The sequence below is a fragment of the Dyadobacter frigoris genome (assembly GCF_005280585.1).
Lineage (GTDB): Bacteria > Bacteroidota > Bacteroidia > Cytophagales > Spirosomataceae > Dyadobacter > Dyadobacter frigoris.
The window spans coordinates 366,896-389,871 of the sequence record NZ_SZVO01000007.1; the positions used below are offsets into that span (position 1 = coordinate 366,896).

Annotated in this window: 21 protein-coding genes; 11 read left to right on the plus strand and 10 right to left on the minus strand. The window is 39.8% G+C overall.

The genetic code is table 11. The features are described 5' to 3' along the window. Positions 1 to 86: 86 nt before the first annotated feature. The 7 genes from FDK13_RS16965 to FDK13_RS16995 all read left to right on the plus strand — a co-directional run bounded on the left by FDK13_RS16965 (position 87) and on the right by FDK13_RS16995 (position 10,680). A complete protein-coding gene (locus FDK13_RS16965) occupies positions 87 to 1,901 on the plus strand; it encodes a glycosyltransferase (RefSeq protein ID WP_137341189.1) in 1,815 nt (604 codons plus the stop codon). 130 nt (positions 1,902 to 2,031) lie between these two features. Then, on the plus strand, positions 2,032 to 2,328 hold the full coding sequence (locus tag FDK13_RS16970) for a nucleotidyltransferase family protein (RefSeq protein ID WP_137341190.1): 297 nt from the start codon (positions 2,032 to 2,034) through the stop codon (positions 2,326 to 2,328). Further along, on the plus strand, positions 2,318 to 2,668 hold the full coding sequence (locus FDK13_RS16975) for a HepT-like ribonuclease domain-containing protein (RefSeq protein ID WP_137341191.1): 351 nt from the start codon (positions 2,318 to 2,320) through the stop codon (positions 2,666 to 2,668). The genes FDK13_RS16970 and FDK13_RS16975 overlap by 11 nt, the downstream gene beginning before the upstream one ends. 108 nt (positions 2,669 to 2,776) lie before the next feature. Further along, positions 2,777 to 3,613, plus strand: coding sequence for a 50S ribosomal protein L11 methyltransferase (prmA, locus tag FDK13_RS16980; RefSeq protein WP_137341192.1), 837 nt, complete (start codon positions 2,777 to 2,779; stop codon positions 3,611 to 3,613). Between the two features lie 88 nt (positions 3,614 to 3,701). Continuing rightward, on the plus strand, positions 3,702 to 8,369 hold the full coding sequence (locus FDK13_RS16985; RefSeq protein WP_137341193.1) for a hypothetical protein: 4,668 nt from the start codon (positions 3,702 to 3,704) through the stop codon (positions 8,367 to 8,369). A gap of 153 nt (positions 8,370 to 8,522) precedes the next feature. Then, positions 8,523 to 9,179, plus strand: a complete 657-nt coding sequence (gene plsY, locus FDK13_RS16990) for a glycerol-3-phosphate 1-O-acyltransferase PlsY (RefSeq protein ID WP_137341194.1) — start codon at positions 8,523 to 8,525, stop codon at positions 9,177 to 9,179. A 133-nt stretch (positions 9,180 to 9,312) separates the two neighbouring features. Then, positions 9,313 to 10,680, plus strand: coding sequence for a dipeptidase (locus FDK13_RS16995; RefSeq protein ID WP_137341195.1), 1,368 nt, complete (start codon positions 9,313 to 9,315; stop codon positions 10,678 to 10,680). 89 nt (positions 10,681 to 10,769) lie between these two features. On the opposite strand, the gene FDK13_RS17000 is transcribed toward FDK13_RS16995, so the two are convergent. Further along, the gene (locus FDK13_RS17000) at positions 10,770 to 12,002 is read right to left on the minus strand and encodes a tetratricopeptide repeat protein (protein ID WP_229216072.1); all 1,233 of its coding nucleotides are present in this window, start codon (positions 12,000 to 12,002) and stop codon (positions 10,770 to 10,772) included. 109 nt (positions 12,003 to 12,111) lie between these two features. On the opposite strand from FDK13_RS17000, the gene hpt reads away from it, so the two are divergent. Next, the gene (gene hpt / locus FDK13_RS17005; protein WP_137341196.1) at positions 12,112 to 12,642 is read left to right on the plus strand and encodes a hypoxanthine phosphoribosyltransferase; all 531 of its coding nucleotides are present in this window, start codon (positions 12,112 to 12,114) and stop codon (positions 12,640 to 12,642) included. Positions 12,643 to 12,767: 125 nt separating this feature from the next. Further along, positions 12,768 to 14,165, plus strand: a complete 1,398-nt coding sequence (locus FDK13_RS17010) for an MBL fold metallo-hydrolase RNA specificity domain-containing protein (protein ID WP_137341251.1) — start codon at positions 12,768 to 12,770, stop codon at positions 14,163 to 14,165. Between the two features lie 73 nt (positions 14,166 to 14,238). On the opposite strand, the gene FDK13_RS17015 is transcribed toward FDK13_RS17010, so the two are convergent. Together FDK13_RS17015 and FDK13_RS17020 are read right to left on the minus strand one after the other, a co-directional pair. Continuing rightward, positions 14,239 to 14,433 carry a hypothetical protein gene (locus FDK13_RS17015; protein WP_137341197.1) on the minus strand — a complete coding sequence of 65 codons (195 nt, stop codon included), beginning with the start codon at positions 14,431 to 14,433 and terminating at the stop codon, positions 14,239 to 14,241. 131 nt (positions 14,434 to 14,564) lie between these two features. After that, positions 14,565 to 15,110 (minus strand): CopD family protein, encoded by a 546-nt coding sequence (locus tag FDK13_RS17020; RefSeq protein WP_137341198.1) that lies wholly within the window; start codon positions 15,108 to 15,110, stop codon positions 14,565 to 14,567. 276 nt (positions 15,111 to 15,386) lie between these two features. On the opposite strand from FDK13_RS17020, the gene msrA reads away from it, so the two are divergent. Together msrA and FDK13_RS17030 are read left to right on the plus strand one after the other, a co-directional pair. Beyond that, positions 15,387 to 16,061, plus strand: a complete 675-nt coding sequence (msrA, locus tag FDK13_RS17025) for a peptide-methionine (S)-S-oxide reductase MsrA (RefSeq protein WP_170982820.1) — start codon at positions 15,387 to 15,389, stop codon at positions 16,059 to 16,061. Positions 16,062 to 16,201: 140 nt separating this feature from the next. After that, a complete protein-coding gene (locus FDK13_RS17030; protein WP_137341199.1) occupies positions 16,202 to 16,735 on the plus strand; it encodes a hypothetical protein in 534 nt (177 codons plus the stop codon). Positions 16,736 to 16,809: 74 nt separating this feature from the next. On the opposite strand, the gene FDK13_RS17035 is transcribed toward FDK13_RS17030, so the two are convergent. From FDK13_RS17035 to FDK13_RS17065, 7 genes are all read right to left on the minus strand, one after another. Then, positions 16,810 to 17,577: a hypothetical protein gene (locus FDK13_RS17035; protein WP_137341200.1), complete on the minus strand. Its 768-nt coding sequence runs from the start codon at positions 17,575 to 17,577 to the stop codon at positions 16,810 to 16,812. A 36-nt stretch (positions 17,578 to 17,613) separates the two neighbouring features. Continuing rightward, complete coding sequence (locus tag FDK13_RS17040) at positions 17,614 to 18,336, minus strand: RluA family pseudouridine synthase (protein WP_137341201.1); 723 nt, start codon at positions 18,334 to 18,336, stop codon at positions 17,614 to 17,616. A gap of 122 nt (positions 18,337 to 18,458) precedes the next feature. Next, the gene (locus FDK13_RS36635; protein WP_220417376.1) at positions 18,459 to 18,713 is read right to left on the minus strand and encodes a type II toxin-antitoxin system RelE family toxin; all 255 of its coding nucleotides are present in this window, start codon (positions 18,711 to 18,713) and stop codon (positions 18,459 to 18,461) included. Then, positions 18,713 to 18,958, minus strand: coding sequence for an RNA methyltransferase (locus FDK13_RS17050; RefSeq protein WP_137341202.1), 246 nt, complete (start codon positions 18,956 to 18,958; stop codon positions 18,713 to 18,715). The genes FDK13_RS36635 and FDK13_RS17050 overlap by 1 nt, the downstream gene beginning before the upstream one ends. Before the next feature lie 8 nt (positions 18,959 to 18,966). Then, on the minus strand, positions 18,967 to 19,677 hold the full coding sequence (locus FDK13_RS17055; RefSeq protein WP_137341203.1) for an ABC transporter ATP-binding protein: 711 nt from the start codon (positions 19,675 to 19,677) through the stop codon (positions 18,967 to 18,969). A 39-nt stretch (positions 19,678 to 19,716) separates the two neighbouring features. After that, entirely contained in the window at positions 19,717 to 20,181 is a 465-nt protein-coding gene (locus FDK13_RS17060) for a hypothetical protein (protein ID WP_137341204.1), read from the minus strand. 97 nt (positions 20,182 to 20,278) lie between these two features. Next, complete coding sequence (locus tag FDK13_RS17065) at positions 20,279 to 22,942, minus strand: tetratricopeptide repeat protein (RefSeq protein WP_137341205.1); 2,664 nt, start codon at positions 22,940 to 22,942, stop codon at positions 20,279 to 20,281. Positions 22,943 to 22,976 lie beyond the last annotated feature (34 nt).

Sequence of the window (22,976 nt, forward strand, 5' to 3'; positions counted from 1 at the left end):
ATTGTGTAATTACAAGGATTTTTTGTGACGAACTCCCAAGAAATTACCAAAATATACCGCTATAACGTTTTAACCTATCTCCCATATTGGAACCATTTGTAAAAACAACTAAAAAAAACGTCCTTTTTGAAATAGCCTGGGAGGTTTGTAATCAGGTCGGTGGGATTTATACCGTTATCAGAACCAAGGTGCCGGCGATGGTCGAGAAGTGGGATGATAATTATTATTTGCTTGGGCCTTATTTTGAAAAGAAAGCATCGGCCGAGTTTGAAGAAATTACAGATCTTGATGATACCAATGTAGGTAAAACAGTGCGCAGACTGCGTGAAATGGGCTATACAGTTCATTACGGATTCTGGCTTGTAACCGGCAAACCACGCGTTGTACTTTTTGATCTGGAAAGTATCAATCATGAGCTGGATACCATTAAGTACAATCTCTGGGAGAAAAACCGCATTTCAACCATTAATACCGAACCATTGGTTAACCAGACATTATGTTTTGGTGAAATGGTGCGTATTTATTTGAAAGAATATGCAGAAGAAAATGCGCGAAGAGAGGATATTTCTGCACAATTCCACGAGTGGATGGCGAGCAGCGGACTTCCTGATCTGAAAAGAGAAAACGTAAAAATTGCTACAACTTTTACTACGCACGCCACCATGCTGGGCCGTTATCTTGCACAGAATGTTGACGGGTTTTACAGTAAACTTCCATTTTTTGACTGGGAACAGGAAGCGAAAAATTACAACATTGTAACCCAGGCCTCTATTGAAAGATTTGCAGCATTAAGTGCGCACGTTTTAACAACGGTTAGTGACGTAACAGCGCGTGAATGTGAAGTTTTCCTGGGAAGAATGCCGGATCTGGTTACGCCGAATGGGCTAAATGTTGTTCGTTTTCAGGCAGTTCATGAATTCCAGAATCTGCATTTGAAATACAAAGAAAGGATTCACGAGTTTGTATTAGGGCATTTCTTTCCGAGTTATTCTTTTGACCTTGACAAAACGCTTTACTTCTTCACCTCAGGCCGTTACGAATTTAGTAATAAGGGCTACGACTTGACTCTTGAAGCATTGGCAAGGCTGAATTACAAAATGGTACAGGCTAATATGGACATGACGGTTGTGATGTTCATCGTGACCAAACAGCCTTATTATTCTGTAAATCCGGATGTATTGCAGTCGCGAGCTGTGTTGAATGAATTGCAGGAAACTTGTACAGCGATTGAAAAAGAAGTTGGCGAGAAACTTTTCCTGGCTGCGGCTTCGGGCGTGGATCATAAGATGCCGGATCTAAATAATTTCGTAGATGAGTACTGGCGCCTTCGCTTACGCCGTACGATCCAGACCTGGAAAACGGACAAGTTGCCGGCATTTGTTACACATGATTTGAAACAGGAAGACGGAATTACAGATTTTTGCAGAAAAGCAAATCTGATCAACAACGAACGTGACCGTGTAAAAATCGTTTATCACCCGGATTTTATTTCTTCAACAAATCCATTATTCGGACTTGATTACGGACAATTTGTGCGCGGCTGTCACTTAGGCGTTTTCCCAAGTTATTACGAACCATGGGGCTATACTCCGCTTGAATGTGTTGTTCGTGGGGTTCCGACTGTAACGAGTGACTTATCAGGATTTGGTGATTATATCATGCAGATCATGCGCGATTACGAAAACCGCGGAATTTATGTGATCAACCGTAAGTCCCAGACTTATGCTCAGGCAGCTGATCAAATGGCTGATATTCTTTTCAAATTTGTAAAGATGCAGCGCCGCGACCGTATTATGCAGCGTAACCGCGTTGAAAATATTTCTGATGTTTTTGACTGGATGAATTTGAGATCGTATTATGACACGGCTCATGATTTGGCGACAAAGAGGAGGAAACCATAATGACGTTAAGTTTATAGCGACGACACAGATAACAATTTGTTTTAAGCCTGATTAAATTTATATTGTTGAAGATTTGTTTCTTTTCCAGTAGAATTTTAATCAGGTTTTTATTTTAATACCTACGCTCCGAATGAATAATCTACAAAATTTACAACACAAGCTTTCAGGCTTTTGGAGCGATAAACCTGTCAAAAAGGCTTATTTATTTGGCTCTGCGGCAAGAGAGGAATTGTTGCCGGAAAGCGATATAGACATTTTAGTAGAGCTTGACCAAAGTAAACTCATAGGAATGATCGAGTATATTAAAATAATTGAGGCTCTGGAAAGTTTGCTGGAAAGAAAAGTGGATCTCGTTACAACTGATGGATTATCTCCCCATATCCAACCGTCAATTGACCGCGAAAAATTGCTGATTTATGAAGAATAACTTAGGCGACCCTGAGCGTTTGGCGCATATTCTTGAAGCCATTGAAAATATCGAGATGTTTCTTCAAAATATGGATTTCGCTGAGTTTGAAATCAGTAAATTGCATCTTTCAGCAACTGAACGTCAACTGGAAATAATTGGAGAAGCTACCGCTTCAATCTCTTCAGATACCAAATTAAAATTTCCCGAAATTGAATGGCAGCCTATTAAACGGTTTAGAAATATTATTGCGCATGAGTACTTTGGTGTAAGTACTCAGATTTTATGGGGTGTTGTTAGAAAAGAATTGCCGACGCTAAAACTTCAAATCCAAAATGCTATTGACCACTTGAATAGATAGCTTCTAAAACATAATTCTTATAATTCAATAACCTGCACTTCCAGCCTTCTCTCTTGAATTTATAAAAAAATTCAAGACCTTCACCATAGAATATTATACCAACAAAGCATGAATTACGTAGAAGTACAACTGGAACTTGAATCTGAATTTACAGAAATATTAATGGCTGAACTTGCCGAGGCAGGTTTTGAATCTTTTGTGGAAACCGACGAAGGTTTGCAGGCTTATATTATTGAAGAAGATTTCAATGAAACCGTTTTACAGGACCTAATTGCCAAATACAGTGAGATTACCGCAATTTCGAGTTCCTGGAAATCGTTAGAAAGGAAGAACTGGAATGAGGAATGGGAAAGAAGTTATGAGCCAATTGAAGTAGGAAATGACATCCGTATTCGGGCAACTTTTCATGAGCCGGATCCGACTTTTACTTACGATTTGCTCATTCAGCCTAAAATGTCATTTGGAACCGGTCACCACGAAACGACCTGGCTTGTTATGAACGAGCAACTAAACTTGCCTCATGCGGGTCTTTCGATTATGGACGTTGGCTGCGGAACAGGAATTTTGGCAATTTTAGCATCAAAACTGGGAGCCACAAGTTTATTAGGCTTCGATATTGACGAATGGGCGGTGGAAAATACCGTTGAGAATTTTTCAATGAATGGCTTGGGCGAGGAGGCGGAAGTATTTAAAGGAACCATTAATGAAGTTCAGGCAGAAAAACAATTTGGCGGCATTCTCGCCAATATCAATAGAAATATTTTACTGGAAGAAATTCCAAAATATGTAAAGCACCTATTGCCGGGCGGTTGGCTTGTCACCAGCGGATTCTATGAAATGGATCAGTCTGATATCGAAAAATGTGCCGCAGAAACCGGATTAAAAAAATTAAGATCCAATACACGAAACCAATGGGCAACCGTTGTTTTTGAGAAAGAAAAATAGATCCTGCGAATTAAGCTATTGAACTGATTAATTCGTTAGATTTCAATAGCTTAATATAAAACTATAAGGCCAACTTTTGACATACTACATGAAGATCACTCGTTACTTCCTGTTAACCTGTATTATACTATTCATCGGGGAAAATTTATATGCCCAAAATATCAAAGCTTCTGACGATCCGGGCCAGTTTATGGTACAGATCCGGAAGCTTATGGACGGCAGCAAAAACCCGGTTTATATGCGGTCTACCGCTCAGCTCGATAGTATCTGGATGAGTACTGTCACGCCTGCGCAGCAAACCAAATTCATCGGTATTGTCAAAACGCAGTTTTCCAAAGGGCAAAAAGCTGGTCCCGTGCTTCATTTGTTGATCAAAAATACCCAAACACTCGCTAAATCGGGAAATGACGTAAACGGATTTCTTGACCTCGCAGCAAAATCGGGTGATAAATATGATGCGAAAACTTTCCAGCGCATTCTGGAAACGATCAAGAATACAATTGAAACAAACAGACTTTACACATCGAATTTCAATTCACTTTATCTGTTAAGCGGTACTTATAAATTCCGTTTTGATACAACAAAAGCAGAAGTTGTGGAAGCACAAAAAGTGGCTGCTGCTGATAACTGGGACACGCCGGTGGATTCCAATGAAGTAATTTCTCCAAAATCTGCTCCCGTGATACCCGTTTCAGGTGCGATAATTGATTTACAAAATGTCATTTTTGGCATGATTGGTTCGGGAGATTCCATCGCTTTTGGTCCCGCCACGGGAAGCATTTCTTTAAAAGATGGAATTTTTGCCGGAAAAGGTGGAAAGTTCAACTGGCAGGCCGCGGGCGATTCGACTGTTTACGTGGATCTGGATACTTATTCTTTCAATATTACACAGCCAAAACTGGTCGCTCAGAATGTAACATTACACAATGAAAATCAGCTGGCCAATCCTATTAAGGGAACTCTGGAATACCGAAGCGTTAAAAAATCCAGAAGTCAGCCTGCACCTTATCCGCGTTTTGTTTCAAATACTAATGATGCCAAATTAAAGGCTTCGCGTAAAAATATTGCTTACAAAGGTGGTTTTACGTTGATAGGAAACGTCATGTACAGTACTTCGCTTAGTGATGACCCTTCAAAAATTACCGTTTCTTATAAAGACAAACCTGCCTTTACAGCAGTGAGTAAGCGGTTTTCTCTGAGAGATTCTGTTATTTCAGCCCCGCTGGCCTCTTTTTCAATGCCGCTCGGAAAAGATTCACTGACGCATCCGGGCGTGACTTTTATTTACAATGATACCGAGGGACAGGTAAAACTTGGCCGTGCCGAAAAAACAGATTTCGGCCCGTTGCCCTATCTTGATTCTTACCACAAAATGAGCATCTGGTCGCAGGCGATGCGCTGGACTTTTCCAAATAACAAAGTCGAATTTTTTCGTATTGACGGAAAATCCGTTGTACCTGTGAAACTGGAATCTTTCGATTTTTTCAAAAAAGAACGTTTCAGAGGAATCAGTCAGGAATTTGGTTTTCAGCCGCTTTTGATGGCTACAAATTATGTTCAAACTGAAAAAAAACCAACTTTTTTAGCCGAAGATTTAGCCAAAAAATTCAAACAGGATCCGGTGATTATTCGTCGCGCATTGCAAAGACTGGCCCTTGACGGATATTTTATTTATGATAAAAAAACCGATGAATTTGCAGTAAGCAAAAAGGGAATTTTATATGTTCTGGGCAGTCTGGATAAAACGGATTATGATAATTTCCAAGTTACATCCCAATTTTCAGCCAGCGATGAAGTTGCCAATGCTACCATTAATTTGCCAGATACCTTGCTTACCGTAATGGGCGTCGGCCGGTTTATCGTCAGTGATTCGTTGAAAATTTTTGCAATACCATCTGACAAAAAGCTAGTTATCGGCCGCAACCGTGACTTCACCATGAACGGACAATTGGTGGCTAACAATTACCAGTTCAGAGGTCAGAATCTTAAATTTAACTACGGTCAGTTTTTCGTTAATGTCAATCCAAGTGACTCGATCACTTTCACGCCGAAAGAAAAATTTGCAAAAGGGCAGACCGGAGAAGTTGGCGGACACGTGAAATATGAAAAAGGTGGTACCTTTTATCTGAGTGATCCGCAAAACAAATCGGGTATTCAGAAAGGAAAAAAATCGCCGAGACTGGTCGTTCCGGATGGTATGATCGTCTATTTCGATCAGCCTGAACGCGGGACAGTGCTTTATCCGCGTGAGGTATTTTTCAAAATCCCGAAAATCGATATGGACGGGTTGGATCAGCGTGATGTGATTTTTGAAGGGACTTTTAATTCAAACGGCATCATTCCTCCTATCCAGACAATTCTGAAAAGTATGCCGGACAATTCGCTCGGATTTGAGTACAAACCGCCGGTAACTGAAATGAAAATCTATGGCGGAAAAGCCATGGCGAGGTTTACGGATACGCTGGTCATGGACAATGCAGGTTTGAAATCCAAAGCTGTTTTGCGCTATTTATCCGCTTCCATGACAGCTAAAAATATTTTGCTTGCTTCCGATTCTCTGTATGCTTCGGGTGAACTGGCGAGTATTAAAGAAGCAACAATCGGCAAGGGATATTTCCCGGCGGTTGACCTGAAAGATTACACCTTGCGCTGGACTCCAAGTACGGATAGTATGTTTATCAATACAACGGGAAAATCATTCTCTTTTTATAAAGGAACAACAAGTCTGGAAGGTGGGCTGCTTTTACGTTCAACCGGATTATACGGACATGGAAAGTTAAAACGACCGGATTCTGAACTTACATCGCAGGATATTAAATTTAACAAAGACGGATTTTTAGCAAACCGCTCCCGGTTTACGGTGAACAGCGGACAACTAAAAGATGCCAAAAATATCCTGACCGGTAAAAATGTCAACATTGATTTCAATATTAAAACTTCCGTGGTAAACTTCGTCACCGATTCCACCGGTTTTGACAGCGATTCCTCGGGTATGGAAATTCCTGTTGCGGCTTATAAAACACTGATCGCAACAGCGAAATGGGACATTTTGAAAAAGACCATTCTGATGAAAGGATTTGGGGAAACTTCATCCTATACTTCCATCGCACCAGAACAGGAAGGTTTGACTTTTGAAGGCTCTGAAGGTATTTATGATGTTGAAAAAGTAACACTGAATGTTCGCGGCGTCCCATTCATCCGCACGGCTGATGTGAAAATTATTCCGGACAAAGGGATGGTAAGTATTGGAAGTAACGGACGAATTGTTCCGTTGAAAAAGGCCAGAATAGAAATTGATACCTTAAACGCGTCGCACCATTTACGCGATGCCGATATTAAAATCGATTCTAGAAACCGTTTTGAAGGTTCGGCAACGTATCAATATATAACCGCCAGAAAAGATACATTCAACATCAAAATGCAGAATTTTGAGCTGGTAGAAATCGGAGCTGCGGCGGAAGGAAAAAAATCAAAAGGAAATAAAGATTCTGGTCCGATCCGGTATTACACAACCGCCAGAGCGGAAATTAAAGAAACTGAAAACCTGATCCTTTCACCAAGAATTCAATACAAAGGTGGTATCAATCTTATCGCGTATCAACCTTCATTGCAGTTGGATGGTTTTGTGAAACCGATGCTGAAATTCCGCAAGGATTTCCAGAGTTCATGGATAGTTTACAAAGAAGCACCAGGACAATCTGTTTCAATTAAGATTGATAAAAACCTGAAAAACGAACACGAGTTGCCACTTTCCGTTGGTCTTCATTTCAACGAACAACGCGGTATGTATATGACATTTTTGTCTCCAAAAGAATCAGATGGTGACGAAGATATTTACTTGGCGCAGGGTTCTATGGCCTATGATGAAGATAAAAAAGCTTTCAAAGTGGCACCGCCGGTTGGAAAAGATAGCCTGGTTGACGAGGCAAACACATTGACATTTGATGATAAAACCGGAATCGCTTCTTTTTCAGGACCGATGAAACTGGCTTCCGCTGACTGGCTTCAATCTACGGCCATTGCCGATGTCCAGGTAGATAGTTCCAGATTTTCGTTTAACGCTATGTTGTTAATGAAACTTTCATCGCTTGTTCCAGTTTTGCCTCAGCTTTCAGCAAAAATTATTGAAACAAATCTGGAAGAACAAAACAGTACGGCTGCGGATGATGACGCGGAACAACTAAACAGAAAACTGGCCGCACTGATCGGTTCAAAAGCAACGGATGCTTATGTGAAACTTTCGGCTGCTGGTTATAAACCATTATTTGACGCTTCTCCAATGCTGGATGTGCCACTCGTGCTTTCGAGCGTGGACTTGCATTGGTCGCCGGTACATAACGCTTATTTTTCACAAGGACCAATAGGCGTTTCCAATTTTGGCAGAAATAATATCAATGCACAAATGGATGGTGTGCTGGAAATCCGGCGTTCAGAAGCAGGTGATGAATTCAGTCTGTATATTCAGGCGTCACCGGATATCTGGTATTATTTTGACTATAAAGAAAAAGAGTTGGGCGTGATTTCTTCGCAGGTTGACTTCAACGATCTGGTTACGGCAAAAGGCAGTAATACAAAATCCAAAGACATGTCACTTGTATCTTTAGGTGTTGAAGAAAAAGATATGTTTGTAAGTCGCTTTGATGACTTTTATCAACCTGCCTTGAAAAAAGCCAAACTTGCCGCAAAAACTGTGAAGAAAAAAGCAGCCGTAGCAGAAGAGAAAAAGAAAAAAGAAGAAAAGACAGAAGGCTTCTGATTTTCATATAGTTATGTTCCCGATTTGAATTTTTCAATAGTTAAACCTATTTTTGCATTTTATTGTTTTAATCCTGTTTGCTTGCTATAGAAACAAAAGTGTCGTATTTTTAAGAAACTTTTAAAGTTCAAATAAACCTACTAATAATACAAAATGAGCATAGCCTTATTGATCATTACGATAATAGCCGCCTATTTATTAGGTTCCATTCCGAGTTCTGTATGGTATGGGATTGGTTATTTCGGCATTGATGTGCGTAAACATGGAAGTGGGAATGCAGGAGCCACCAATACTTTCAGAGTGTTGGGAAAACGTGCCGGTACAATTGTAATGCTTATTGACGTAATGAAAGGCTGGACGGCAACTTGTTTGGCTTCCATGCTGTTTTATATGGGTGCCATTGCCGAAACGGATATTTTGATGTACAAGATTATCTTTGGAGTTATCGCCATTGTCGGTCATATTTTTCCGGTTTTTGTTGGTTTTAAAGGCGGAAAAGGAATTGCAACGTTATTGGGTATGGTGCTTGCCATTCATCCTGAGCTTGCAGCTATGAGTATTACCATATTTTTACTGACACTAATCGCCTCTCAATTTGTTTCTTTGAGTTCTATACTTGCCACATTGGCTTTCCCGGTATTATCCTTATTGGGAGTCTTCGGGCAACCTGAAACTTTGCTTGTCATTTTTGGATTTGTCATGTTTGTCCTCGTTGTAATAACACATCAGAAAAACATTGTCAGATTACTGAATGGAAATGAAAGCCGCGTGAATATTTTCGCTAGATCAAAATCAAAAGGACATTCCTGAGAATTAAAAAATTGAAATACCAACCCCTAAGGCTCAAACCTTAGGGGTTATTTTTTTATATTGGGCACCGATAAAATCTTACAGGTTTTAAACCGTAATAAAGATTTATTTTAAAATAATAATGCTTGAACCAATGAATAACTACATCGAAAAAAACCGCGATAGATTCTTAAATGAACTGCTTGATCTGATCAGAATTCCTTCGGTAAGTGCCGATTCCAAATTCAAAGAGGACATGATCCGTGCAGCAGAATTTGTACGCGACCGCATTTCAGAAGCAGGAGCAGACAAAGTTGAAATTTATCAGACACCGGGACATCCGATTGTTTATGGTGAAAAAATAATTGATCCGGCTTTACCAACTGTGCTGGTTTATGGCCATTATGACGTCCAGCCTGCTGATCCTTACGAACTTTGGAATTCGCCCCCCTTTGAGCCGGTAATTAAAAATGACCGTATTTATGCCCGTGGTGCTTGTGACGACAAAGGCCAGTTTTACATGCACGTAAAAGCGCTGGAAACCATGTTGGCGACAGATTCTTTGGCTTGTAATATTAAAATTATAATCGAAGGAGAAGAAGAAGTTGGTTCGTCACACCTTGAAACATTTGTAAAAGCAAACCGTGAATTGCTGAAATGTGATACGATTCTGATTTCGGATACAAGCATGATCGCTAATGATGTGCCTTCCATTGAAACGGGATTACGCGGACTGACTTACCTTGAAGTGGAAGTTGTTGGAGCCAACAGAGATCTTCATTCAGGTGTGTACGGTGGCGGTGTGGCAAATCCGATCAATATTTTGTGTGAAATGATCGCATCGCTGAAAGATCAAAACGGTCATATTACGATACCTGGATTTTATGATAATGTAGAGGAACTGACTTCGTCAGAAAGAGCTGCTTTAAACGCTGCGCCTTTTGATCTGAATGAATACAAGAAAGACCTTTCTATTGAGGATGTCGCCGGAGAGCGTGGTTATACCACCATTGAACGCACGTCTGTGCGCCCGACGCTGGATGTAAATGGAATCTGGGGCGGTTATATCGGCGAGGGCGCGAAAACCGTTTTGCCTTCAAAAGCAAACGCCAAGATTTCAATGCGTCTGGTGCCAAATCAAACGGATCAGGAAATTTGTGATCTGTTTACAGCACATTTTAAATCCATCGCACCATCTTCTGTAAAAGTTTCTGTCGTTCCTCATCATGGCGGTTTGCCTTATGTGACGCCAACGGATTCTCTTGAATACCACGCAGCAGAATTAGCGATGGAAGAATCTTTTGGCAAAAAACCTATTCCAACACGCGGCGGCGGAAGTATCCCGATTGTTGCTTTATTTGAGCAGGAATTGGGAAGAAAAAGTATTTTAATGGGCTTTGGGCTTGATATTGACGGTCTGCATGGACCTAATGAAAGTTATGGCCTTTTCAATTATTACAAAGGGATTGAAACAATTCCTTTGTTTTTCAAGCATTATGCGAAATTGAAAAAAGGGGAATAAGAAGTTCTTATTTATTTGAAAACTTGATTGATTATTCTTCGGTTTCTTATCCGTCGGACGGCAAAAAAGCCGTCCGACGGAATATCAGGTTATTTCCTTCTGTTACGGCGCTCTTCACGTTTTAGCTTTTTCAAGGCTTCAATATGCTTGCGCGCTTCTTTTTCCTGACTTGAATGTTTATCTGCTTTGTCGTCAGCGAGTTTATAATAACTAAGTGCCTCATCATAGTTTTTCTGCATTTCTGCAATTTTACCTAACCCCAAAAGCGACGACACATAGTAACCCGCATTCATCGAATTTGTCTGCGTTGAAAAATCCACTGCCTGTTTGAAATACTTGCTCGCCAGGTCATAATTCCGGTAATACTGCAAATTGTAAAAACCTAAAACATACGCTGCATTCCTGCCGCTTACACCTTCGTAACCCGGGATGCCCTGGCTGATTTTGTCAAGAATATTTTGAGCCGCTTTTTCAGCTTCCCCGGTTTTTCCCGTCACAAATGCAGTTCTGCAAAAGTAACGTTCGAAATACGGATTGTTTGGAAATGTCTGCCACATGTACTTCGCCATTTCGTACGCTTTTCCATATTCATTTTCCATGCTGTAAATCTGAAGAAGGAAATATCTCGCTTCCACACGGGTGTAAAAAGCATTGTTCGCCACTGTTTCCAATTGCTGTTCGCCAAGCTTTTTATTTCCTTTTGGGAAAAAAGCCAGAATCGGTTTTAGTAACGGATATTCACTTGGAACCCATTGCGCATAATAATTGTAAATCCCGTCTCCGAACAAAAGTTCCGGCGTCAGATCTCCGTTTCCTTTGCAGACATCCAGGTATTTCAGCGCATTTTTACCCGCAAAAGTCGCTTTTGTCCACTGTTTCCGTTCAGAATAAAGTCGCCCTTTGAAGGCATAAGCAGCAGCCAGAAAAAATGCCGGTTCAATTTTATTCTTTTCATTATCATAAAGTTCTTCTGCCAAATTGATCGTAGAATCCATCTGGGCCAAAAAACTTTTATCGTAAGTCTCAATTTCAGTATTCGGTACAATTTTCCACCATTCCGCCAAACCCATTAAAAAATGAGGCATAGGATGTTTGGGATATCGATATTTCAGCCAGCGAAATTCAGCATCAGCTTCGGCAAATTTAAAATTATACAACATGTTAATTGCCTCTGTTGCTTCGATCTGTACGCTTGGATTTTTGATAACCATATCATAATTCTTATCCAGTTCCGCCGAAGAGTAAAGCTGGGCGACGGCTGATGAAATGGATAGAAAAATAACAAGACTGAAAGCAATAGGTTTAATCAGCACTATTTTCATAATTAAGCTTAAAAATCTGTCAATATTAACGTCGGATTCATATTTTACGTTTGTGTGCTGTCCTGTTTTTGAAAAAAGAGTTAATATTACTGTCCAAGAAAATTCTGACATGATTACAATTCACGATAAAACTTTTTCTCCGTTCATTTCCAGGGACGACATTGAAAACCGGATTGCTGAACTGGCAGCCCAAATTAATTCCGATTATGAAGGACGCAGTCCTTTGTTCATAGTAGTATTAAACGGTGCATTTCTGTTCGCTTCGGAGCTTGTCAAAAATATTCCTCTTTCCTGTGAGATCACTTTCGTCAGGCTGTCTTCTTACACCGCAACGGAATCTACCGGAAAGGTACGGCAAATCATTGGTTTGGAAGAAAAGCTTACGAACCGCGACGTCATAATTATCGAGGATATTGTTGATACCGGACTTACCATGCACCAGTTATTACTTCAAATCCATGCTTTAAAACCTTTGTCTGTTGAAATTGCTACGCTTCTTCACAAACCGGAAGCGATTAAAAAACCCGTAGACCTTCGTTACGTTGGATTTGAAATACCCAATCGTTTTGTTGTAGGTTATGGTCTGGATTATGATGGCGTTGGCCGCAACTTGAACGCGCTTTATGTGCTACCAGAATAATTTCTATTCTACAAAGGTAACTGATTGTACGTTTTAAGGAAAAATTTATACCAATTCGCGTTTATTTGATTGAAATTCTTCAAATTGAATTTTCAAATATCAACAAACGATTAGCCGATAATAACATGCGAATTCAGTTTTTTGGTGCCGCACGCACCGTTACAGGCAGCAAACATTTAATTACAACCGAAAAAGGCACAAAAATATTACTGGATTGCGGATTATTTCAGGGAATTCAAACAGACGATTTTAATCAGAAATTCGGTTTTGAGCCGTCAGAAGTAGATTACCTGGTTCTTTCCCACGCCCATATTGATCACTCAGGCTTAATTCCAAGATTGATAAAACAAGGATTTTCCGGGCCAATTTATTGTACAACGGCAACGGCCGATCTCTGTAAAATTATGCTGCTGGACAGTTCTCATATTCAGGAAAAAGATCTGGAACGCGTTAACAAACGCCGCCAAAAGCAGGGAAGGCCTTTCGTGGAAGAATTGTATAATTCGGAAGATGCAGAAAAAGCGCTGACTTTGTTCAAAGGCGTTCAGTATGGAGAAAAATTTGATTTAGGAGAAGATAAAGTTTCTGTTTTCTTTACCGATGCCGGACATATTTTAGGAAGCGCCGCTGTTCATTTGAGTATTCCGGATAAAGGAACAATTAAAAAACTGACTTTTACCGGAGATATTGGCAGACAGGAAGATAATATTTTAAGAAAACCACAACCCTTTCCCCAAGCTGATTTTATCATCAGCGAATCAACATACGGCGACAGACTGCATCCAAAAGAAAATGATATGCAGGCGCATTTGCTAAAGGTGGTCAGCGAAACTTGTGTAGAAAAAAAGGGCAAAGTGATCATTCCCGCTTTTGCCATTGACCGTACGCAGGAATTGATTTATACGCTGGATAAATTATCAAATTCAGGGAAACTGCCCCGGATTGATGTGTATATTGACAGTCCGCTGGCAGTTCGTGCTACGAAAATCATGAAAGATCATGAGGAATGTTTTAACCCTGAAATTCTGGATTATATTGAAAAAGATGGCGATGCTTTTGCCTTTCCAAATCTTCATTATATCTCTGAAACCAGTGAATCCATTGCTTTAAATGATCTGGACAAACCCTGCATCATCATTTCTGCTTCGGGAATGGCAGAGGCCGGGCGTATCAAACATCATATTAAAAACAATATTGGCGATCCGGATTCAACTATTTTGCTTGTTGGTTATGCGTCTTCCAATACCTTGGCGGGCGCTTTGAAAAGAGGAGATAAGGAAGTTAATATTTTTGGTGAAATGTTTGAAGTTAAAACAAAAATTGAAGTGATGGACTCCTTTTCGGCCCATGGCGATTATAGTGAAATGCTTCAATTCCTCGCCTGCCAGAATCCTGAGCAAGTTCAAAAGGTATTTCTTGTGCATGGAGAATATGACACACAGGTTTCCTATAAAGCCAAATTGGAAAATGCAGGATTTAAAAATGTTGTGATCCCTGAGTTATATGAAAGTATAGAAATTTAGTTTTTAACGTAAAAAAATGAGAGCTTTTCCACTTGGAAAAGCTCTCATTTTGATATAAAACGATAAAAATTCCTTACCCGGAAGTTTTATTTAACTGTATCAGTTTGCTTTTTAAAACAAGATTATCTGTTTTAGCTGGTGATTTGTCAATCCATTCCAGAATAAAAAATGGAAAAGAAAGTATCGCCGTAAGCACAAGAGCCAGAAGCATAACAAATGCAAACCAGACTTTTGCGATGAAATATATTACCTTATTTATATAAACCATGATCGTTGAGTTTTTGTATATAAGAAATAAACAATTTGATATTTAAAAGAACCATACCAAAATAATTTAACGTACAGGAAATACATTAAGTTGCTTATCTCTAATATAAAATGTCCGAATACTGTGGAAACTTATTCACTAACCTTCTTTTCCCGGATCTTTTTTACAATCCTGACTGCCGACATGATCATTACCGCAAAAGCAATCAAACCCAAAACGCCCCAGATCCAGTCTACCGAATTTTTCAGTACCACCAGAAAAACAATGGAAAATAAGAAGATCGTAGCTACTTCATTCCACAAGCGTAATTGAATGGAAGAAAAACGAAAGTGACCTTTTTGAATTTCCAGAATCAGTTTTCTTGTAAAAAAATGATATACTATCAATCCTAGCACAAAAGTAAGTTTCATATGCATCCAGCCCTGACTTAGCCAGCCAGGCGTAATGTAAATCATAATACTTCCTGTAATCAAAGTCATCCACATAGCCGGGACCATGATCGCGTTCCAGAGCAGTTTTTCCATTTTGATGAATTGTTCATTCAGAACTTCTCTGGCGGCCTCGATTTTACTTTGGGCTTCTGTGTGATAAACAAGCAGGCGCGGCATATAAAAAAGGCCTGCAAACCAGCTCACTACGAAAATGATATGAAGTGCTTTAAAATGTAAATAAGTCATTTGAAAAATAATCAAAAATTCAGGTGATAATCTGTAAGGAAAAGAAACAAGTTGCGTCTAAACAAATGACTGATTATTTATACAATAATTATACAAATTCCCGGTACCGTTTGTTCTTTATGATCGTCAAATCCGTTTTAATCGTATATCTGAATAGATCGGATTGTGAGGCCACAGACATTCAAATTCGGTTCGAAGTGTAAAATTACGGTATAAACTTTCTGCTGTAATTAGTTGTTTGCCTAACATAAGTTTAAAATTAACTATATCATTTCAATGAAACCAAACATCCCGTTTTTCACATTCATATTAATGTGCTGTATGGTCGTTGTATCATGTGCACAGTCTGACAAAAAACAAAAGAAAAAAATGAATAATGAGTCATCAGCATCGGCTGCAATTGATACTGCCAATATGCAAATTGCCACATTTGGAACAGGTTGTTTCTGGTGCTCTGAAGCGCTGTTCGAAACGCTGGATGGTGTAAAAGATGTAGTATCCGGTTATTCCGGCGGTCATGTTAAAAATCCCGGTTATAGAGAAGTTTGTGAAGGAACGACAGGCCATGCAGAATGTATTCAGGTAACTTATGATCCTAAAAAGATCAGTTATACAGCGCTTTTGGAAGCATTTTTCCGCGGACATGACCCAACTTCATTAAACCGTCAGGGAAATGATGTTGGGACACAGTATCGTTCTGTGATTTTTTACCAAAATGATGAACAGAAAAAACTGGCCGAAGAAGCAAAAAACGAGTTGAACAAATCTGGTGCATATGCCAGGCCGATCGTGACGGAAATAACAAAAGCAGACAAGTTTTATCCGGCCGAAGATTATCATCAGGATTACTTTGCAAAGAATCCTGACCAGGGATATTGCGCGTTTGTCATTGCCCCAAAACTTGAAAAATTCCGTAAAGTTTTTCATGACAAATTGAAAAAAGATATCTGATTTGCATTGGAAATATCAATGAAAACAACCGTTCATCAAGTATAAGCCCCCGAATAATAAGTAGTAATGGCACAAGTTTTGAAGGGACGAAATAATCACTTTTATTTGTGCTATTATTATACTTCTAACAATTATTCAAAATGAAAAAGATTCTATCAACGCTAATCGTTATTGCCATTTTGAGTGTTACTTCGCACTCAGCCTACGCACAATATGAAAAAGGAGATAAATTATTGAATGTCGGGATTGGTCTTGGTACTTTCGGGCTTTACGGAAATGGGGTTCCAATTAATGTATCTGCGGAATATGGATTTACTAATCAAATCAGCGGAGGCGTTTATGCAGCCATTGTAAGCACAAAATATCTGGGTGGAGATTGGCGCTATTCTTATGTCTATGTTGGACCGCGGGCCTCATATCACTTCAATGAATTACTAAAATTAAATATTGAGAAGTTGGATATCTACGCAGGTGCAGGCCTTTATGTCCGTACTTATTCTGCAAAGTACAAAGGTGGAGGAACTTATAACAATGACTATAAAACGTCCTATACAGATATTGTACCATCTGTTCATGCGGGTGCCCGTTATTATTTCAAGCCAGCGCTAAGCGGATGGGCAGAAGTAGGCTATGGTGCATCTCCTTTACAGCTCGGTATATCTTTCAAATTTTAAGAATTTCTTTTCGGCATTAAAAAAGCGGTTTGGGGATTCCAAACCGCTTTTTTAATGCCTTTTATCCGATATTTTTAGAAATTCATTTTCAAAGCAAGATATCCAGATTGTGTTACCGGATTGAATCCTGGACTTAGTCTCAACGAAAAAGGTTCGTTTCGTCTTCTCAATTCCTGTTGAGCGTCAACCGCTTTTCTTGCGTATCGCTTACCTTTTACAAATCCAAGAATCGTAAGCGGAATACCTGCTCCAAGCCCAGCTGTGAAAAGCAATGAACCGGCCGTAAGATTTGATTCCGACTGATAATATCCATAAGTATTGTAATAATTTATCTCGTCCGAAACTTTGATAAATCCAATAACCGTAAATAATATCCCCGCAGATGCACTAATGATACCCAGCTTTTTGTACGACCTCGATTTCTTTAAGTACAAGTTATAATTTCTACGCAGCTGATCAGAATTCTGCGATGAAGAAACACCGCTCCTGTTATCATAAGTCCTTTCCGCCGGTTTATTATAAATAACAGGTGGCTCTACTTTCCCCGGCGCAAAGTACTCATCCGTAGCATTATCCAGCTTTTCAACCTCACCATTACCATACAGAATAGATGAAATTTCCTTTTTGTCTAGGGTAAAAACAGGCCCTTCAGGGTCACTAGCTTTCTTATATTTAACCGTACTAGCGTCAATTTCCTGAATAATCGCCTCTATCTTTTCGTTTGTCCGGGTTATAATCACATCATTTTTTCTGACATTCTGAGCTTCTGAAAGGCTGACCAACATCATCAAAAAACAAAACGTAGCAATGAATACTTTTGAAAAGGATAAATTTGATTTCATAGATCCTGGACTTATAAATAACTGGAAACAAAAGTTTTACACCCCAAACTTATTCAATTGTTTAACCAAAACTTCAAAATCTTTCGGATAAGGCGCTTCAATTCTCACCTGCTCTCCATTCATCAATGCAAAAGAAAGAGAAAACGCATGGAGTGCAACCCGTTGAATAAGTGGTTGTTCTTCGGTTTCTTTTTTCAAATTGAATTTCCGTTTTAAAGTGGAAAGAAAAATTGGTTCTCCGCCATATTGAGGGTCACAAACGATGGGAGCTTTCAGACAGGAAAGGTGAATACGGATCTGGTGCATACGGCCCGTTATGGGGATACATTCCACAAGTGTGTAACCACGATACACTTTTAGTGTATTAAAAATTGTTTCTGCAACCTTTCCTTCTACCCTATCAATTTTTACTGCCGTACCATTTTTTAAAGCCAAAATTGGCAGATAAACGGAAATACTATCCAAGTTATGGATTCCATTTGTTACGGCGTGATAACGTTTGGTAACCTGACGATGCTCAAATTGCATAGCCAAATGACGATAAGCTGCCGGATTTTTAGCAAAAGCCAAAACACCCGAAGTTTCCTTGTCCAACCTGTGCGCTGCCTGTAATTCAGAATTATATTCTTTGGCAAGGCGTAAAACACTTCCGCCACGATCGGCGGTACGTTCATCCAGCGTGGCCAAATGAGGTGGTTTATTAACGAGAAGAAAATCCTCGTTTTCAAATAAAATTAAGTCTGCGAAATTGATTTTCATAAAGGTATTAACTAAAAATAATCCGAATAAATTACATCGATTAAGTAATTCATTCGGATTTTACTTTGATTCTTGTATTTCGTTAAACTAAAACGCTTAAAAACTGAAATATTTCTATATCATCACTTGTATGCGTCTTTTCTATCCGAAATTTTTATGACTGTAATAATTAATTGAAGATCCTTAATCTGGTATATTATACGGTAGTTTCCTACTCCAATCCTATAAGTATTAATTGAACCTTCCAATTTTTTCACACCGCCGGGTCTTGGTTCCGCGGCCAAATCATCAATCTTCGAAATTATTTTTGACTTGAAGATTTTTGGTATGCTTTCCAGTTCTTTAAGTGCCGATTTTACTACTTCTATTTGATACATCAGTCCTTATCAAGCAATGTATCTCGTACATCTTTCCAGCTCAATCTCGGTTCGTTTTGTCTTAATTCCACAGCAATTTCATCTTCTATACCTTCAAGAATTTCGGCCAAATTATCCTTGTTTTTCAATAAAGAAAAATCAATAACCACAGCCTTTTTCTGTCCCGCATTGTCCGTTAAATAGCTGATCCCTTCCATCTTCTTCTTTCTTTTTCCGAAAGTTACTAAAATTATGTCAAATGACATTTATATCATCAGACCAGATGCCCAACCTTCGTAGGATTAGGATTGATAGAATCAGATTCTACCAGACCATCACGTAAGCGTATGATCCTGTGCGCATAATGCGCAATGTCCTCTTCGTGCGTAACCATTACGATTGTATTTCCTTTGCTATATAACTGGTCAAAAAGATCCATGATTTCGTAGGAAGTTTTCGAATCCAGGTTTCCCGTTGGCTCATCCGCTAGTAAAATACTTGGATCATTTACAAGCGCACGCGCAATCGCCACACGTTGGCGCTGCCCCCCGGAAAGTTCATTGGGTTTATGTCCTGCACGATTTTCCAAACCAACATTTTTAAGCGAAAGCATTGCCTTTTCAGTTCTGTCAGCCTTATTCAAACCCGCATAAATCAGCGGCAAAGCCACATTATCCAGTGAAGACATTCTTGGTAAAAGATTGAAGGTCTGGAAAACGAATCCGATTTCCTTGTTACGGATTTCCGCCAGTTCACTTTCCGTCATATCGCTGACGTCCTTATTATTCAAAATATATTTTCCGGTACTGGGCGTATCCAGACAACCGATAATGTTCATTAACGTCGATTTCCCGGAACCAGACGGTCCCATAAAAGCGACGTATTCTCCTTTGCTGACAGAAATGGTTACCGATTTTAATGCCTGGATAATCTCGCTGCCCATCACATAACGTTTTGAGATATCGGTCGTTTCAATGATTTTCATATAAATGAAATTATTGTTTGGTAGGAAAGTTTCAATTAATCAGGAAGACGCGGCCACCGCTGCTGCCATTTTCTGGAAATAACCATAAACAAAAAGTCCGGCCAGAATGATCGCGGGAGAAATATTTTCTACTTCAATATCTCCCTTGTTTTTCCAGACGCTGGTTTTGGAATAGATCGCCTGATCTTCACCGCTCTTTATTTTCCAGTTTTTCCCCGCCCACGAGTCAAAAGTCCATTCATAGGATTTATCTTCATAGATGATCACGGCAGATGTTTTCCAGGAATTGTATTCGATATGGCCAAGTTCTTTTGTTCCTTCAATATCCAGAATCAGCGTTTTGCGTTTCCAAAAACCTGTGGTTTTAAACCGCACCATATGCCCGTTCAATTCGCCATAAGCATCATCCTTCCAAAGGCTTCCTTTCAATAATCCGGCGATCAGTTTTCCTCGAAAAATACGCGTTTCCGTTCCGCTCATCGTTGATGTCCACTGTAACGTCATAGGTTTGTTGGGATTTTGAAGAAAATATGCCGGCTCGTCAGGACAATTTGTTTTTCAAAACTGGCAAATCGCGTCTTTCAAATGCTAAAATAAAAAATCACTTAAACTCCGCCCGCTGTTTTTCGATGAGAGCGCGCATAGGCTGATAGCGAGCAAGAAAAGCCTGATAACCGGCAGGAGAGGAGATTTCCTTCACCTGTGCTTCTCCTTCATCAGCTTGTCCGATGAGGCCTTGCTGTAAACTTAAAATCGTATATTCTTCCCAGAGAAGCGGAGCACGGTCGTTGAATTTTAACGCATCTAAAACGATACTATAAGCTTTCGGGATCTGCTTTTTTTGTCTGAAATAACTGGCGGAAGCAGAGACAATTTTTTCGTCAAAAGGATTGGCATGAACAGCATTGCTGTAATTTTTTTCCGATGGTGATTTTTGAGCGATTGCAAAAAGCGAATCTGCCTTAGTTTTCGGTGCTTTTATCGTCATTAAAGAATTTTGCAGTTTTTGCAGTGCTGCGTTTGGCTCTTTTTCCTGCATTCTTTCCAATAATAATCCGCCAATCGCCTGTTGCCCGGAAAGTGAGTAGCCAACGGCCTGCCCCAATACTCCCTCAATTCCATCAACATTGGAAAGATGTTTGATCGCAAGATCATACAACCCCACCTGTAATAACCAGTGACCTAAAATCTTGTGATAAACTTTGGCTTTTTCTCCACCTTGTTCCGCCCAAACTGAAAGTGTCTCAACGGCTTTCAATTTATTACCACTATAAAATTCCGGATAAAGAGCGGCAAGAGAAAGATCTTCCGATAGCAACTGATTTTTATTAGCCAGTTTTGGTAAAAAAGTAGCCGGAAAACTATCCAGACCTGCCTGATTTTTGGAATAATTGACTAAATAAGCCAGACCGGAAACACTTAAAGACGAATCCGATTTGATTGCATCATTTTCGAAATTCTGTTTTGAAAATTTCTGACGTAAGTTTTGGACCGCAAGCCAGTTAGCCTGCCATGAAAGATATTTTTGAGCCGTACTATTATTTGCCAAGGAATCGAGTAAACCTGAATCCGTACTTCTGGCCCAGATCGCCAGCAAATTAGTAGCAGGAACTTCCGGACGTTTGCTATTTTTTTCTGCTTTATCCAGATAATAATGCGCTGAATCCGCGACATTGGTTTTGGCATAAAGCATACCCAGATTATTCAGGAGCTCTCCGCTTTCCGGGAAAGCGCGTAACCCTTCCTGCAAACTGAAAATTGCATCAAAAAATAAACTTTCCTGCATTAATACTCCCGTTAGCCCTGCATAAGCCTGTGGTGAGGGATTTTTCAATAATGCCTGACGGAAATAGTAGGCTCCGGCGACTTTATCTCCCTGCGTAAGCGCAAGAGACGCCAGCGCATAATTGGATTTATGATTTTGAAATTCCTGCTGCAAAGCCATTTTGTAATATTGCTCAGCTAAAGGATATTCACCGGTGTTTGAATATAAATCACCCAATCCATTGAAATATCCTGCAATTCCCTGATGAACGGGCAATAACCTTTGGATTGAAAACAATATAACCACACCTGCAAAGCCAAACAGCCGCGTTTGAGTCAATCCAAAACGCATGGGTTTATACAAGACTTTATGAACGGCCAGATTTTGCTTAAAGACCGCATAAAAATTGATAATGATGTAAAACAGAAACACTATTCCCATCGCTAACTGGCCATTAACAACAACATCTTCCAATACTTCCAGTAACGGATCATTGGCTGTACCTGCTGCATAACCTGCGAAGGCGCCTGCAACAATAAACATTCCGGTATATAACCAGAAGCCCGTTGAGCGGAACGAAAGCAGCCCATTGGTAGAATCAACTCTTTTTTTGAAACCCCATATTCCAAGGATACCAGCTGCAATAGCCAGATAAACCGGACTTAATAAGGTAAGGTCCCAATCAATCTGCCTCGTATTTTTTAAATAAAGCAATACCAGCGAAAGAAGGTAGAGGATTGTTATTACCAAAAAATTAGCAAAACCGGATTTCCCGGCTTTCATCTGGCCACTGGTACTTAGCCAAACGAGGCCTGCAATAATTTCCGTAGCTGAAATCAGCAAAAATAAAATAGAAATTAGCAGCCAGATCGGCAGCGAATAAGATGCCGCGGTAAGTGCAGGAAAAGCTACCGTCGAAAGAAATGTTATTAGCAGCACAAGGAAAATGGAAATTCCTAAAAGTCCCATAATCCTGGACCCAATACCAAGATCCGGGCGAAATGCGTGGAAATAGTAGCTCAATCCCCCATATAAAACGACGGTAAGAATGAACAATGTACGACTTCCTTCCCCGAAAACACCAAGCGTTTCCAATCGGGCAGAGGCTACTAAAACGATAAAAGCTACCATTCCGGTCAGATACCAGAAGCGTGGCATGGTGGTTAATGAAGCAAGAATAGAGGAAAGTCCAACGATGATTAACCCCCAGAATATTTTGATCGTAATAAAATCAGTCTGCATGGTTGATGCCACAAACTGTTCCGTCACAAGATTGGATGGACCGGAAATTCCATATTGCCAGTTATCAAATTTTAATATGTCAACAACGGTAGAAATCTCTGACAATTCACTCAAAACATCCCAGCGGATAACATTGGCAAGCGGATCAATACCTTTAACAATAAAGAAAAGAAGGGCCAATATAATTGTAGCAAAAGCCGCTATACTGATACGGCGTTCAGATGAAGACCACACTCTCCAGAAAAAAAGTTCTTTCATAAATATTTTTAGTCCGATATGGAAAGTTTACCAA

What these genes read in the sequence shown, in the direction of transcription:
- FDK13_RS16970 (WP_137341190.1), top strand. Translation starts at nt 2,032, where the DNA reads ATGAATAATCTACAAAATTTACAACACAAGCTTTCAGGCTTTTGGAGC.
- FDK13_RS16975 (WP_137341191.1), top strand. Translation starts at nt 2,318, where the DNA reads ATGAAGAATAACTTAGGCGACCCTGAGCGTTTGGCGCATATTCTTGAA.
- prmA (WP_137341192.1), top strand. Translation starts at nt 2,777, where the DNA reads ATGAATTACGTAGAAGTACAACTGGAACTTGAATCTGAATTTACAGAA.
- FDK13_RS16985 (WP_137341193.1), top strand. Translation starts at nt 3,702, where the DNA reads ATGAAGATCACTCGTTACTTCCTGTTAACCTGTATTATACTATTCATC.
- plsY (WP_137341194.1), top strand. Translation starts at nt 8,523, where the DNA reads ATGAGCATAGCCTTATTGATCATTACGATAATAGCCGCCTATTTATTA.
- FDK13_RS16995 (WP_137341195.1), top strand. Translation starts at nt 9,313, where the DNA reads ATGAATAACTACATCGAAAAAAACCGCGATAGATTCTTAAATGAACTG.
- FDK13_RS17000 (WP_229216072.1), bottom strand. Translation starts at nt 12,002, where the DNA reads ATGAAAATAGTGCTGATTAAACCTATTGCTTTCAGTCTTGTTATTTTT.
- hpt (WP_137341196.1), top strand. Translation starts at nt 12,112, where the DNA reads ATGATTACAATTCACGATAAAACTTTTTCTCCGTTCATTTCCAGGGAC.
- FDK13_RS17010 (WP_137341251.1), top strand. Translation starts at nt 12,768, where the DNA reads ATGCGAATTCAGTTTTTTGGTGCCGCACGCACCGTTACAGGCAGCAAA.
- FDK13_RS17015 (WP_137341197.1), bottom strand. Translation starts at nt 14,433, where the DNA reads ATGGTTTATATAAATAAGGTAATATATTTCATCGCAAAAGTCTGGTTT.
- FDK13_RS17020 (WP_137341198.1), bottom strand. Translation starts at nt 15,110, where the DNA reads ATGACTTATTTACATTTTAAAGCACTTCATATCATTTTCGTAGTGAGC.
- msrA (WP_170982820.1), top strand. Translation starts at nt 15,387, where the DNA reads ATGAAACCAAACATCCCGTTTTTCACATTCATATTAATGTGCTGTATG.
- FDK13_RS17030 (WP_137341199.1), top strand. Translation starts at nt 16,202, where the DNA reads ATGAAAAAGATTCTATCAACGCTAATCGTTATTGCCATTTTGAGTGTT.
- FDK13_RS17035 (WP_137341200.1), bottom strand. Translation starts at nt 17,577, where the DNA reads ATGAAATCAAATTTATCCTTTTCAAAAGTATTCATTGCTACGTTTTGT.
- FDK13_RS17040 (WP_137341201.1), bottom strand. Translation starts at nt 18,336, where the DNA reads ATGAAAATCAATTTCGCAGACTTAATTTTATTTGAAAACGAGGATTTT.
- FDK13_RS36635 (WP_220417376.1), bottom strand. Translation starts at nt 18,713, where the DNA reads ATGTATCAAATAGAAGTAGTAAAATCGGCACTTAAAGAACTGGAAAGC.
- FDK13_RS17050 (WP_137341202.1), bottom strand. Translation starts at nt 18,958, where the DNA reads ATGTCATTTGACATAATTTTAGTAACTTTCGGAAAAAGAAAGAAGAAG.
- FDK13_RS17055 (WP_137341203.1), bottom strand. Translation starts at nt 19,677, where the DNA reads ATGAAAATCATTGAAACGACCGATATCTCAAAACGTTATGTGATGGGC.
- FDK13_RS17060 (WP_137341204.1), bottom strand. Translation starts at nt 20,181, where the DNA reads ATGACGTTACAGTGGACATCAACGATGAGCGGAACGGAAACGCGTATT.
- FDK13_RS17065 (WP_137341205.1), bottom strand. Translation starts at nt 22,942, where the DNA reads ATGAAAGAACTTTTTTTCTGGAGAGTGTGGTCTTCATCTGAACGCCGT.